Origin of the sequence: Tenacibaculum sp. SZ-18, assembly GCF_002813915.1 — a bacterium.
GTDB lineage: Bacteria > Bacteroidota > Bacteroidia > Flavobacteriales > Flavobacteriaceae > Polaribacter.
The window spans coordinates 1,736,672-1,750,829 of sequence record NZ_CP019335.1 but is presented as its reverse complement, the minus strand read 5'-3'; the positions used below and the strand labels follow the sequence as shown (position 1 = coordinate 1,750,829).

Sequence of the window (14,158 nt, the reverse complement as noted above, 5' to 3'; positions counted from 1 at the left end):
AATTACCGAATCATCATTTTTGCGATTTTTTCATGACCAGATAACCAAGCAAATTGTTCATTTACGAATTGAATTGAATAAAAATCTTCATCTGAGAGTTTTTTCCAAGTATTCCCCGCATCGTTAGAATATGAAATTCCTGTCTTTCCTACAGCGAAAATTTCTTTTCCTTTTCCATTAGGAATATACTGAACACAGCTTTTATAATTTGGATTTTTATTATCAGCTACAATTTTCCAAGTTTCTCCACCATCTTTTGTAACAGCCTTATTTTTAAAATTTTCATTTGCTTTAGAATAATCTCCCCCGATGATGAAACCATTATTTTCATCATAAAAATCTATAGAATAAATTCCTTGTGGACCATTTCCTTGAATTATCGGAGTTTCGATTACTTTCCATGTATTTCCTCTATCAGTTGATTTAATTATTCTAGATTTGGCTCCTCCAGAGGCAATCCAAACTGTATTGTTAATAATTTCAATATTTGTATTGCTAGCAGCAAAAAATGCTTCGCCTTCTTCAAAATTTGGAAGTTGATCACAAGAAAGCTTCTTCCAAGTATCACCGCCGTCATGCGTCATTATAATTGAAGGACAATTATCAACTGGATCTCCAACAGCAATTCCATCTAAACCATTACTAAAGAATTTCATTGAATCATAAAATACTTTTTCATGATTTTCAGTGTAGACTATTTCGTTAGTATTGGTAATTTTATACAATAGGGCGGGATTGGCAATTGATAGAGCGAAGTAAGCATTTTTATTTTTTGCAATACTTCTAAAGTTTGGATTTATAGAATCTTGATAAACTATGGTTTGAATATCCCAAGTTTTTCCGCTATCCAATGTTCTACCCGTTTTTCCATTTGAACCAGCGAAGAACAAAATATTTTTATCAATAACTTCTATAGCTCTTATACTAATACTGTCCATTTTAAAAATTTCAAGATCTATATTAGTAATTTCTCGATTGGCTTGTTCCTGTTTACATGAAAGGAAAATAAATGTTAATGAAATTATTATAAGGTAGCGTTTCATTTTTTCTCTATTTTTATGCGACTAAAAATAGAGAAAATCATTTCATATTTATGAAGAAAGCATTAGTAATTTCTGGAGGTGGTAGCAAAGGCGCATTCGCGGGTGGTGTTGTGGAGTTTTTAATGAAGGAAAAAAAGAAAAATTATGATTTGTTTTTAGGAACTTCTACAGGAAGTTTAATGGTGTCTCATTTGGCTAAAGGAATGGTAGACGAGTTAAAGATGCTTTATACAAATGTCAATCAACGTAGTATTTTTAGTAATAATCCTTTTCGTGTTAAAAATGTTCATGGAGTAAAAGTGATTTCTATTAAACATAGTAATACATTTTGGAACTTCTTGAACGGTAGAAAAACCTTTGGAGAAAGTAAAAATCTACGAAAATTAATTGGAGAGAATGTTACAAAAGAAATGTATCATTCAATAAGAAAGGATAATAAAGAAGTAGTGGTTACAGTATCTAACTTAACTGCGAATGAAATAGAATACAAATCTATCCTTGATTGTTCTTATGAAGATTTTTGTGATTGGATTTGGGGTTCTTGTAATTATGTTCCTTTTATGAGTCTCTTAGAGAAAAATTCCTGTCAATATGCCGATGGAGGTTTTGGCTGTTTAGTTCCTATTCGAGAAGCGATACAAAGAGGAGCAAAGGAGGTAGATGCTATTATATTAGAGACAGAGGTAAATCAAATTAATAGAATTCCGGCAAAAAATCCGTTTTCACTAATGCTTGATGTTTTTGGTTTTATGCTGGAACATGTTGAAAAACACAATGTTACTATTGGGAAATTATCAGCAAGATATCAGGATGTACAACTCAATTTATATTATACACCAACGGTTTTAACTACAAATTCTTTAATTTTTGATAAAAAACAAATGTCTTCTTGGTGGAGACAAGGTTATGAATATGCCAAGCAGAAAGATTTATCATTGATGAATGATTTTAGACCAGATTTAATTGATAAAAATACGAAAGACGCTTCATGAAGTTTGGAAAGGTAGAGCAGCCAGAATTAGTAGATTTTTCATTTCCGGAAACAAATAAACGAACAACAAAATTATTATCAACTTTAGATAAGAAAAAACCTTTGTCAGTTTATGTGGGGTGTACAAAATGGAATAAAGCTGATTTAAAAGGTTTTTATCCAAGGGGAACAAAAGATGAATTAGTTTATTATTCATCACAGTTCAATTCGATAGAGTTAAATGCAACTTTTTATCGTCAGTTTCCTCCTGAACAATTTGAGAAATGGAAGAATAAAACTCCAGACGGATTTAAGTTTTTTCCAAAACTAACCCAAGAAATTAGTCATTGGAATAGATTAAAAGGTGTATCTGATTTAGTGAATTATTATTTAGACGCAGCAACTAGGCTAGAGAAGAAGTTAGGTACAATTTTTCTTCAGTTACATTCAAACTTTGGGCCTAAGAATTTTGATAGACTCAAAAATTTCGTTGAAGGCTGGCCAAAAGACATTCCTTTAAGTGTTGAGTGTAGGCATACAAATTGGTTTACTGATGAAACGGTTGCTTTTGAATTTTATGAACTTTTAGAAAGTAATGGAGTTTCAAATACCATTGTTGACACTGCAGGAAGACGTGATATGATGCATATGCGATTAACGAATAATGAAGCTTTTATTAGATTTGTAGGAGCGAATCATTCTTTGGATTATGCTAGATTAGATGATTGGGTTGAACGACTTTCTGAATGGGTAAATTTAGGCTTACGAAATATTCATTTTTTTGTTCATCAAAGTTTAGAAATTGGTTCTCCATTATTAGCTTCATATTTTATTAAAAAAATAAATTCAGCATTAGATGTTAATTTAAAAATACCTAAAGAAGAAGAACAGCAAACATTATTTTAAATGTAATTTTAAGTAGAATAAAAAAGCGAGCTAAAAAATTAGCTCGCTTTTTTTATTTCTCTTTTTTAGAATCTATCTTATATCTACATACATGTTATTAAAGTCAATATTTCTCTTTTGTGAATTCCAAAATGGTTTTATTGATTCTTTATGATATGAGAAATTAGAACCTTTTGATCCAGTGGTAATATATTGAAGAGCTCGAGACAATAAAGGCTCATTCGGGTCTCCTAAAACTCCCAAATTGCTGTAATCTTCTGCTATTTGAACTTCGGCTGTAAATCCGTTTGGTTCATTTTGCCCATCTTTATTTCGAATTTCCAAAACAATAGGTTGCATAGCCCAAGTATGCGAATTATTAAAATTTGCTCCATTTCGGGTGTAATCATCTGAATCATACAAAGTAATTGAAGCTACTTGCTTTCCAACTGTTTCTGTACCAATTAACTTAACATTAATGTATGGTCTTAAACCGTTTATTATGAGTTCAGAGGCAGATGCGGTTTGATCGCTAACTATTACATATAAGTTTGTTAAGTTTAAATTGTTGATAGCTTCGTCTAAAATTATATTTCCGCTAGAATCTCTTTTTACCAATCTATCTGTAAAGCGATCTATAAAACTTTCACTACTAAAACTAGCCATTACCTTTTCATTCCATATTTTATTTGCAAAGACTTCTCCTGTAAATTGACCAGTTATCATGCTAGATAAATAAATTGCCGAAGTTACTGACCCACCGCCATTATATCTTAAATCTAAAACTAAATCTGTAATTCCACCAATGCGGAAGTCTGCGAAAGCCTGATTCAATTGTGCGTCAAAATCAGATGAAAATTGATTGTACATTAAATAACCGATTCTGTTAGCTCCTTCATTTATAATAGTTGCAATCTTAACAGGATTTTCTGTGACCTCTGTCTTTACAATAGAAATACTTATTCCGTTTGGAGTAGGATTCCCACCATTATAATCTGCTAAACTTACTGTAAAACTATTAGGAGCAAACAATTGATTTACGTTCCCAGTTGTAATTTGTGTTCCATTTACCTCAGAAATTATCATTCCTCTTTTAATTCCTTTATTATCTGCATCTGATCCATTAATCACATCTCTAACAACTACATATGCATTTCCAGAATTATTTGCATATTCAATCCCTACTAATTTTAATCCGCTTGTTAAACGAAGACCTTGAAAAGAGTTTTCCAAAGCAACGTAATCATCAGTAATCCAAGAAAAAATACGGTTTGGATCTTTAGGGAATTCGTTTGGGTATGATATTAAACTATTAAATAACTCACCTGGTTCACTGAATCCATTTAAATAGCTATTTAATTGTTCTCTAGTTGAAAATTTACTGTCAGATAAGTCTGGAATTAATCCTTGCCATTTGTAATATGCATTCATGCCTCCCCAAACAAAATTATTAACTTCTATATTTTGGGGAATATCATCTGTTTTTGAACAGTTAGCAAAAGTTAAAGCGAAAACAAGTAAAAAAAGTTTGTTAAGGCGGAAATATTTCTTCATTAATAAATGTTTAATCCTAGTAGTAACGCAATTTATATAAAAGTTAGTACTTTTTTTAACTTTCTTTGTAACAAAATAAATTCTGCGTCGTCGTAAGGGTGTAAAATTGATAAATAAGACGTAAAAAAAATCAATTAATTACAACTAAATCAATAACCAAAAAATGAAACAGTCGGACTTTTTAAAAGTTGTATTACCATTCAAAGATAAAGTTTTTCGTTTAGCCAAGCGTTTGCTTGTGTCAACAGAAGAAGCAGAGGATGCAACACAGGAACTGTATTTTAAGCTTTGGAGAAACAAAGAAAAGTTGGCTGATTATAAAAACATAGAAGCGTTTGCTATGACAATGACGAAGAATTATTGTTTCGACAGATTAAAATCTAAACAAGCAAATAATTTAACATTAGTTCATAGTAATTATAAAGAAAAGGATACTTCTTTAGAAAAGAAGATTGAATATAAGGATAGCGTGAATAATGTTCACAAACTGATTGAAAATTTACCAGAACAACAAAAAATCATTATCCAACTTAGAGATATCGAACAGTATGATTTTGATGAGATTTGTGAAATGGTAGATATGAAACCAACAGCAGTGAGAGTATCATTATCAAGAGCACGTAAAACAATTAGAGAAGCATTAATTAAACAACATAATTATGGAGTTAGTTAACATAGAAAAGTTGATCGAAAAATACTTTGAGGCTGAAACATCATTACAAGAAGAAAATACACTTCGTGAGTATTTCACTTCAGGAAACGTAGCTCCTCATTTACAGGATTACTCAATTATGTTTGGGTATTTTAAGCAGAACCAAAGTGAAACCTTCACAAAGACCATTAAGTTAAAACCTGAGATTAAAAGAAAAAAGAACTTTAAATGGTTATCAGTTGCAGCGTCATTCGCTTTGTTAGTAAGTGCCTACTTAGGTAAAGTAGAATACGATAAGTACCAACAGCGAATGTACTTTGCTCAAGTAAAAGAAGCACTTCAAAAAGTTTCATTTCATCTAAATAAAGGAAACGATGCATTATATGCTGTTTCAAGTAACATTAATAAAGGAAGTGAAGCCATGAATTCTTTGAAAATCTATGAGAACACTGCAAATACTGTTCTTAAACAAGTTAATCGTTAAAAAAATTAAAGTAAAACCAAGTATTAAGTAAATTAAGTAAATCATGAAGAAAATAATATTATTAGTAGCAATGGTATTTATGTCACAAATAACTTTTGCTCAAGGGATGTTCGATTCGTTAGAAGATTTAGATGATGTATCAACAGTAGTTGTAACAAAAGCAGCATTTGAATTATTAAAAAAGTTTCCAGATGCTAAGTCTGATGACATGAAAGTATTCAACACAGCTAAAGGATTAGAGGAGTTAAAAGTGTTTTCAACTGAGGATGCATCAATCGCTTCAAAAATGGAAACAATGGCAAATTTAGCCATTAAAAAAGGAAACATGACGCAATTAATGCGTGTGAAGGATAAAGGATCTAGAGTGAAAATTTATATCAAGTCTACAAAAAATAAAGATATCGTAAGTGAAGTATTAATGTTTGTAAAAAGTAAAGATGGAAAAGACGAAAAGCCAAGTTCAACAATTATTTCTTTAATCGGAGAAATTAACATGAACGAATTAGCTGAAATTGCTAAGGACTATGATAAAAATTCTGATGAATAAATTAGACCTTATAAATTAAATAAAAAAACATAGCCTATTTTTAGGCTATGTTTAATAGGAAATAAACCTTTAATTTAATGTACTATGAAAAAACTATTTACATTTGCTATTATTTGTATAGCAATAATATTTACTTCTTGTAAAAAGCAAGAAAGTTTACAGAGTTATTTAATTCAAACAGATGAAAATCAAAATTATGTGCGTTTTGATTTTTCAACAAGTATGCTAGGTTCATTTTTTGAAGATATTTCTGAGGAAGATCAGAAAACTTTTGAAAGCATAAGAAAAATGAATATTGCATTTTTACCAGTACATAAGACTAATGAAGAAGAATTTGGTGTAGAGAGAAAGAAAATTAAAGAAATTATGAAAAATACGAATTACAAATCATTGATTCGTGTAAATGATAAAAGAGGAAAAGGTACTGTATATTATAATGGAGAGGCCGATGCTATCGACGAAATTGTAGCAGTTATTTATGCTAAAGATTTCGGATTTGGAGTTGCAAGAATTTTGGGAAATGATATGAATATTGAAAAAATCATGAAAATGGTTCAAAGTACAAACATGGAAGATAAAGGCGTGGGACTAGAAAAAATTAAAGATATTTTTGGTGGGCAATTCCAAACTGAAAAACTTTATGCAGAGCCAATTCAATAGTAACATAAATCAACATATTTAGAAGAAACCTCAATGTAAATATTGAGGTTTTTTTGTTTTAACTCGTCATTAACAAGTCCAAATGTTAAAATTCTTATTTTTGGCTAAATATCTAATGAATTTATGAGGAAAGTTTTATTGATTTTATTCGCGTATATTTCTACGCAATTGTTTGCGCAGAACATAACTGAATATAGAGGAGAAAGAGATAAAATTCACAATTTAGTTCACACAAAATTAAAAGTAGATTTTAATTTTGATAAGCAAACAATGAATGGAGAAGCATGGATTACCGCTAAATCTCATTTTTACGAAACAGATAGATTGGTTTTAGATGCTAAGGGTATGATCATTCATGCTACAACAATGGATAATAAGTCGTTAAATTTTAATTATAATGACTATCAAATCACAATTAATTTACCGAAAGCTTTTAAGCGAGATGAACAGTTTACAGTTTACATAAAATACACTTCCCAACCAGAAAAAGTAAAACAAAAAGGAAGTAAAGCTATTACATCGGCTAAAGGATTGTACTTCATAAATTCAAAAGGTTTAGATAAAAATAAACCAACTCAAATTTGGACTCAAGGTGAAACTGAGGCCAGTAGTTGTTGGTTTCCAACAATTGACGCTCCAAATCAAAAGACTTCACAGGAAATATATATAACTGTTCCGAATAAATATGTAACACTTTCCAATGGAAAGTTAGAAAGTCAAAAAGAAAATAAAAATGGTACTAGGACAGATTATTGGAATTTTACTCAAAAACATGCACCATATTTATTTTTCATGGGAATAGGTGAGTATGAAATCATAAAAGATTCCTATAAAAATATACCAGTAAACTATTATGTGGAAAAAGAATATGCTCCATATGCAAAAGAAATATTTGGAAAAACCCCTGAAATGTTGGAGTTTTTTTCAAAAATTACAGGTGTAGAATATCCGTGGAATAAATATGCTCAAATTGTAGGAAGAGACTATGTGAGTGGAGCTATGGAAAATACAACTGCAGTAATTCATGGAGAGCAAGCTTATCAAACACCAGGTGAGTTAATCGATGGGAATAGACAAGAAAATACAATTGCTCACGAAGCTTTTCATCACTGGTTTGGTGATTTGGTCACAACTGAGAGTTGGAGTAATTTAACATTAAATGAAAGTTTTGCCAATTATAGTGAGTATTTATGGAGAAAATATAAATATGGAAAAGATGATGCTGATGCTCATTTGTTTACAAATGTTGAAGGTTATAAAAACGGACAGAATTATGACAAACATTTAGTACGCTTTTATTATGATAATAAAGAAGATATGTTTGATGCGGTTAGTTATAACAAAGGAGGCGCAATCTTACATATGTTGAAAAATTATCTTGGAGATAAAGCGTTTTATGAAGGATTAAATAAATACTTAACAAAATTTAAATATCAAGCTGCTGAAGTTCATCAATTACGTCTTGTTTTTGAAGAGGTTACTGGAAAAGATTTAAATTGGTTTTTCAATCAATGGTATTTTGGTAATGGGCATCCAAAACTTGATATTTCTTATGATTACAATGAATTAAGAAAAACAGTTACAGTAAACGTTTTTCAAACTCAAACGGAGGATTTTAAATTTCCTTTAGCAATAGATGTTTTTGAAGGGAATAAAGTTACTCGTCACACGGTTTTTGTAAATAGAAAAGAATCATCATTTACTTTGCCTTTTACAAAGCAGCCAAAATTAATCCAGATAAATGCTGATGGTGTTTTACTTTGTGATATTAATGAAAATAAAGTCTTAAGTGATTATATTTTTCAATTAAAAAATGCAAGAAGTTATATCCACAAGAGAGAAGCATTGTTAGAGGTTGCAAAGAAACAGGATGATAAAAAGGCATTTGATGCTATATCAAATGCTTTAAATGATGACTTTTATTTGATTAGAAAAATGGCGTTAGAGAATATTAATCTTATTAATAAATTTTCGAAACGTCAAACCATTGAGAAGATTAAACAAATGGCTAATAATGATCCTAAAACCGTCGTACAGGCTGCCGCAGTTGAAACTTTAGGGAAACTTACGGATCCAGAATTAAAATCAATATTTGTAAAAAGTTTAGAAAGTAAATCTTATTCAGTAATTGGAAAATCTTTAGTAGCTATGTACTATGTAGATAAATCACTTGCTATTAGTAAATCTAAAGAGTTGCCAATTGAAGTTAAAAGAATAATTGCAACACCGTTAACTAGAATTTATTTGGAAGAAAACGACGAGGATGAGTTAGCTTTTATTGCAGGAAATGTTATTTCTGGTATGTACTTAAGTACAGATAAGAAAGTACAACGATTGTATAAAAAAGCCTACGATAAAATTGCAAAAGGAAATAATTCAGAAGCAATACAAAATTTGGTGAATGATATTGTAATTAAAGGAAAACAATATAAACAATATGGCTTTAATAATGTTGGTGTTGATTTGATGCGTCAAATGGTGAAAACTCAAAAATCAGCTAATAAATCTAACGAAATAAAGAATATTGCTATAATTCAAGATGCAATGAGAAGATTATTAGAATAAACTAATATCAATTATTAATTTTGTAATGTATTTATGATAATATTTTAGAAACTAAATTTATTGATTTAGCAATACTTGCTTATTGATCACTGTACATTTTTTTAACTTCATGTAGGAGTATGAAGTAAACACAAGAAGCAATTAATTCCACCTCATTTAAAGGTAGATTTTTTTAGTAATTTATATGCTAAGAGTTAAATTATTTTTGAAGTGTTTATCATTCTCGAAAAATGTACAGATTGAAGTACTATTTTGATTTAGAATTAAATTTTAGAAGAATTATTGTGTTGCCCGAACAAATAATAGAAAAAAAAGTTATTCGAGATAAAAATGTGGGCAGTTGTTAAGTTTATTGATAATAGAAATAATCAATTAAGAATTAATTTCCTTGAGCAAGTTAATCTGTTTTTGATCATAGTTATAGAGTTTATTACGTTTCTAAAAGAGATTTAAACGACTCATAATTGCATTTAATACTATGTAGGCAATTGCTTTCCCATCAAATCAGCAAATGCTTTTAGAGACAAAAACGATTATAAAAGAAAACCTTAAAAGAATTATCAAAAGAAATAAATTTAGACATTAGATGGATTTATTCAATCAGTTTAATAAAGATGTAAATTTACTCCCAGAAGGAGGAGTAGTAAATTATTATGGTTGTGTATTCTCCAAAATTGAGGCAGATAGAATGTTTAATTACTTATTCAATGAAATTGAATGGAAGAATGACCAGATATATATATTTGGTAAATTAATCACTACTAAAAGAAAAGTAGCTTGGTATGCTGATGAATCTTTTGAATACTCTTACTCAAATATCACCAAAGTAGCACTAAAATTTACCGATGAGCTCTTGCAAATTAAAAAACTTGTAGAAGAACAAACAAATGAAACTTATAATTCATGTTTGCTTAATTTATACCATGAAGGAGCAGAAGGAATGGGATGGCATAGTGATGGAGAAAAGGAATTGAAAAAGAACGGAGCTATAGCATCAGTTAGTTTTGGAGCTGAACGTAAATTTGTACTTAAAAATAAACGAACCAAGGAAGTAGTTTCATTAGTGCTTCAGCATGGTTCGTTATTAGTTATGAAAGGAGAAACTCAAACGAATTGGTTACATCGATTGCCTCCTACAAAAAAGATAAATCGTCCAAGGATTAATTTAACTTTTAGAACTATAGTTTCTTAATCTTTTCGAACAACATCTCCTGACCCTACAGAATCTGTGTCAATATATTTAGCATCTCCTTTGTAATAAACACTACCAGAGCCTGCAATACTTGCCTTTATTCTTTCAGATACAGTTGCTTCTATGTCACCTGAACCAGCAACACTAACCGATAAATTGTTTACATCTAGGTTATAGGCTCGAATATTTCCTGATCCCGCGATTGAACATTTAAGATCTTTCCCATTTCCTTTTAAATCGATATTACCAGATCCACCGATTGATGCTTCTATTTTTTTTGCATTAACAGGTGCTTTTATATTTCCAGAGCCACCTATTGAGAAGCTAACATTATTGCCTCGAATAGTATTTTTAGCAATAATATTACCTGAACCTTCAAGAGCAACGCCATCAATATCTTCAAAAGGAACAGTTACAGTTAATTTTCTGCGTGTTTTAATGTTTGTATTTCTCTTTACTTTAACAATAAGAGTTCCATTTTTAACTTCAGTTATAATATATGGTAATATATTTTCTTCTCCTTCAAGTGTAATTTTTCCTTCTTTACCACTAACTAGAATAACATTAAAAGAACCGCTTAAACCTACCTTATCAAATGATCCTACATTTCTTTTATCAATAATTACATTTCCGTTTCCTTTAATTTTTTTTGAATTCCACCAACTTTGAGCGAAAATGGCGGTGCTATTTAAAATAAATAGTGCTAATAATAGTTTTTTCATTTTTTATCTTAATTTTAAGTTTAATTAATATTTTTTTGAATTCCCAAATTATAAATACTAAAATCACAAGGTTTTTAAAGTTTCTTTATATAACAACCGCCATTCTTGTGGGATATGCGTTAGCTGTAGAGAACATTAATTTAGAATTTGCGATTAAGCTTGTTGCATTATTTTCTTTGGCGTTTCTATACCTCGAAACTACGCTCAAAGTAAATCATTGGTACATAATGATATTGTTATTTTCAATTATATCAGATTCCTTGTTTATTTTTGATGAATTTTATTTTCCGGCATTGGCTTTTCTGATTTTGAATAGGTTCATATATATAATTATTATTCGAAGGACCTTTTTTCCATATTCACCAGGTATTTTATTTCTTTATTCGATTCCTTTTCTTCTTACGTTTTTTATGGTTTACTTCTTGATTTATCAATACTTAATTGATATACAGGTGTTAGCGTTTATTTTAGGGGTTGTTTCAGTGTTTCTGATGTTATGTACCTATTTAAACTTTTTGAAGAAAAATAATAAAAGAGCAAAATATTATTTTTTTGGTACTACTTTAATGCCTTTTGCTGATATATTAATGGCTATTTCGAATTACATAGATGATCACTTTATTTACATTGTAATTTATCACCTAATGTATTATGTGGCACGTTTTTATATTTACAAAGCCATGGTTATGCATCGAAATAAATATTAATCAGTAAGCTTTAAAGAAACACCACCATAACTAGATCTTATTTTTACAACCGATTTCGCTTTTCCTTTTCCAAAAACACCTTCGTAATATTTTTTCGTAGATTTTTTTATAGATTTAAATGTCTCTGTATTTGCTTCAGGATAATTGAAACTAGCGTAACCTACATCCACCGTGAAGTTAAAATTATTATCAGATGCAGTTCCTAGTTTGATACCTGCATAACTACCATCAATAATAGCGTTACTGAAACCTTTTACTAATTCTTCAACTCTTAAACTCCCATAGTCCGTATCAATGTTTAAACTTTCTCTAAGTTTACCAATTCGCATCCCAGCATAATCTGAATTTCCATCAACTGTATATGCGTCTGTTATAGAAATACTTCCGTAGTCACAATTAAAATCTACCGTATCAGCATTTCCAATTTTAATTCCGCTATAATCTGCATTTACTCGCACTTTATCAGTCCTATCTATAGTTAACTTTGAGTAATCTGCATTTACACTTCCTGATTTCATGTAATTTACATTAGCATTACTACAATAATCAAGTTCTATTGTGTTGTTTGAATTTGATAATTTATCTACTTGAATAGAACCATAATCACAATTAATATTTGCCTTTCCTTCTAAAATGTCCAAATCAATATTTCCATATTTATTATTTAAATCCGCATTATTGGTAATTGGCATTTTTATATAATAATTGATTTTATAGTTTAAGTTATTACTGTTGCTGCCCCACCAGCTCCAACTAGATTTAATGCTTTCAATGGTTGTTCTAGCTTCTACCAAGTTTTCAGTTGATTCAAATTCAATATTGATGGCATTTAATTTTTCATTTACCTTATCCTCATTTTTCCCCTTGACAGTAATTTTTACATCAATCTCTACACTGTTTTTATCCCAAGTTGTAACGTTAACATTTCCATACTTGTTCTTAATGTATACTGTGGCGTTTTTATTAACATTAAATTTCTTACTGATTGTTTTGGTTTTTTCATGCTTCTTTATTGGTGCTCCAAATAAAAATAATGGAGATAAAAAAGAGACCATGATTAATTTACTAAATTGTTTCATTAAACTCTATATTTTGATTGGTTGGTTTTTTTAATCTTTCTATTAAAGACTGTAAGTTTTGAAGAACTTTTAAGCGTTGTTGGTAATTAGTCACCATTGCTTGGATAACTTGTTGTTCATTTCCTTTAAACCTTAAGTCTTTTACGTAATTTTGATAATGTTCTTCTAATTCTTCAATGTCATCAAGAGCATCTTCAATAATTGTTTCTGTATCAAGTGTTCTATACTTTTCAATTTCTCTTAATTCTTGATTAATTGCATTCACAAAGAACATTTGTGTTTCTCCCATTTCAGGATTTATATCCTCAATATTAATACGATCATTAGCTTTAAATTGTGCCCCAAAATAAAATCCGATTAATAAAACCACAGACGCTGCAACTGATAACCATTTGAAAGAAATACCTTTTGCTTTTGATTGTTCTAACTTTCTTAAAAAACGATCTTCATGGCCAAAGTGTGGCTCAAAAATGTCCAAATCATTATTTGATAAGAACTCCTTCATTTTATCTTCCATACATACTTACTTTTGGGTTCTCTGAGAGTAACATTTGTTGTAATTTCTTTTTTGCTCTAGAAATAGTTGTTCTAACATTTACATTTGAATAATTTAGAATAGTAGCTATTTCTTCATAGTCATAACCTTCGATTAAATTAAGGTTCAAAATAATCCTGTAATTATCTTTCAAACCATTAATTGTTTTAAGAATGTTTTCAACACCTAAAAGTTCATGGTTTAAATTCATTCCAGTATCTATGGCGTCATCAGAAACAACTTCCATTTTAACCTCGGAATATCTGTTGTTTTTTTTCAACTGAGTTAAACTTTTATTAATGACTATCCTTTTTAACCATGCTCCAAATGCAACTTCTCCTCTAAACGTGTTAAGTTTATTAAAAGCGGTTAAAAAAGCTTCTTGCATTAAGTCTTCTGCTTCAAATTCATCTCTTAAGATTCTAAAGGCAGTATTGTACATAGCTTTGTAATATTGCCTATACAATTGAATTTGAGCTGACTTATCTCTTCTTCTGCAGCGTTCGATTAGTTGGTTAATATTTAGTTTTTCAGCGTTCAAAAAATATCTTTTCTATGGTAAA

14 protein-coding genes are annotated in these 14,158 nt (G+C 29.7%); 8 read left to right on the top strand and 6 right to left on the bottom strand.

Features of this window, described 5'->3' with window-relative positions; translation table 11 throughout:
• Window positions 1-2 precede the first annotated feature (2 nt).
• Complete coding sequence (locus tag BTO06_RS07955; RefSeq protein WP_100924792.1) at window positions 3-1,043, bottom strand: WD40/YVTN/BNR-like repeat-containing protein; 1,041 nt, start codon at window positions 1,041-1,043, stop codon at window positions 3-5.
• A gap of 50 nt (window positions 1,044-1,093) precedes the next feature.
• Between BTO06_RS07955 and BTO06_RS07950 the strand changes: the two genes are divergently transcribed.
• Together BTO06_RS07950 and BTO06_RS07945 are read left to right on the top strand one after the other, a co-directional pair.
• Window positions 1,094-2,035: a patatin-like phospholipase family protein gene (locus BTO06_RS07950; RefSeq protein ID WP_100924791.1), complete on the top strand. Its 942-nt coding sequence runs from the start codon at window positions 1,094-1,096 to the stop codon at window positions 2,033-2,035.
• Window positions 2,032-2,919 (top strand): DUF72 domain-containing protein, encoded by an 888-nt coding sequence (locus BTO06_RS07945; RefSeq protein ID WP_100924790.1) that lies wholly within the window; start codon window positions 2,032-2,034, stop codon window positions 2,917-2,919. The genes BTO06_RS07950 and BTO06_RS07945 overlap by 4 nt, the downstream gene beginning before the upstream one ends.
• A 72-nt stretch (window positions 2,920-2,991) precedes the next feature.
• Here BTO06_RS07945 and BTO06_RS07940 read toward each other — a convergent pair whose 3' ends face one another.
• The gene (locus tag BTO06_RS07940; RefSeq protein ID WP_100924789.1) at window positions 2,992-4,452 is read right to left on the bottom strand and encodes a S41 family peptidase; all 1,461 of its coding nucleotides are present in this window, start codon (window positions 4,450-4,452) and stop codon (window positions 2,992-2,994) included.
• A gap of 163 nt (window positions 4,453-4,615) precedes the next feature.
• Between BTO06_RS07940 and BTO06_RS07935 the strand changes: the two genes are divergently transcribed.
• The 6 genes from BTO06_RS07935 (at window position 4,616) to BTO06_RS07910 (ending at window position 10,552) form a co-directional block, all read left to right on the top strand.
• Entirely contained in the window at window positions 4,616-5,125 is a 510-nt protein-coding gene (locus BTO06_RS07935; protein WP_100924788.1) for an RNA polymerase sigma factor, read from the top strand.
• Entirely contained in the window at window positions 5,112-5,588 is a 477-nt protein-coding gene (locus BTO06_RS07930) for a hypothetical protein (RefSeq protein ID WP_100924787.1), read from the top strand. The genes BTO06_RS07935 and BTO06_RS07930 overlap by 14 nt, the downstream gene beginning before the upstream one ends.
• A 43-nt stretch (window positions 5,589-5,631) precedes the next feature.
• Window positions 5,632-6,135 (top strand): DUF4252 domain-containing protein, encoded by a 504-nt coding sequence (locus tag BTO06_RS07925; RefSeq protein ID WP_100924786.1) that lies wholly within the window; start codon window positions 5,632-5,634, stop codon window positions 6,133-6,135.
• A gap of 84 nt (window positions 6,136-6,219) precedes the next feature.
• On the top strand, window positions 6,220-6,795 hold the full coding sequence (locus BTO06_RS07920) for a DUF4252 domain-containing protein (protein ID WP_100924785.1): 576 nt from the start codon (window positions 6,220-6,222) through the stop codon (window positions 6,793-6,795).
• A 123-nt stretch (window positions 6,796-6,918) separates the two neighbouring features.
• Window positions 6,919-9,360 (top strand): M1 family aminopeptidase, encoded by a 2,442-nt coding sequence (locus tag BTO06_RS07915; RefSeq protein ID WP_100924784.1) that lies wholly within the window; start codon window positions 6,919-6,921, stop codon window positions 9,358-9,360.
• A 586-nt stretch (window positions 9,361-9,946) separates the two neighbouring features.
• Window positions 9,947-10,552: an alpha-ketoglutarate-dependent dioxygenase AlkB family protein gene (locus BTO06_RS07910; protein ID WP_100924783.1), complete on the top strand. Its 606-nt coding sequence runs from the start codon at window positions 9,947-9,949 to the stop codon at window positions 10,550-10,552.
• On the opposite strand, the gene BTO06_RS07905 is transcribed toward BTO06_RS07910, so the two are convergent.
• The 4 genes from BTO06_RS07905 to BTO06_RS07885 form a co-directional block, all read right to left on the bottom strand.
• Entirely contained in the window at window positions 10,549-11,274 is a 726-nt protein-coding gene (locus tag BTO06_RS07905) for a head GIN domain-containing protein (protein ID WP_100924782.1), read from the bottom strand. The two genes, BTO06_RS07910 and BTO06_RS07905, sit on opposite strands and share 4 nt — an antisense overlap.
• Window positions 11,275-11,977: 703 nt before the next feature.
• Complete coding sequence (locus BTO06_RS07895; protein WP_100924780.1) at window positions 11,978-13,060, bottom strand: hypothetical protein; 1,083 nt, start codon at window positions 13,058-13,060, stop codon at window positions 11,978-11,980.
• Window positions 13,047-13,577 (bottom strand): hypothetical protein, encoded by a 531-nt coding sequence (locus BTO06_RS07890; protein WP_100924779.1) that lies wholly within the window; start codon window positions 13,575-13,577, stop codon window positions 13,047-13,049. Before BTO06_RS07890 ends, BTO06_RS07895 begins: the two co-directional genes overlap by 14 nt.
• Complete coding sequence (locus BTO06_RS07885; RefSeq protein ID WP_100924778.1) at window positions 13,567-14,136, bottom strand: RNA polymerase sigma factor; 570 nt, start codon at window positions 14,134-14,136, stop codon at window positions 13,567-13,569. Before BTO06_RS07885 ends, BTO06_RS07890 begins: the two co-directional genes overlap by 11 nt.
• Window positions 14,137-14,158: the final 22 nt, after the last annotated feature.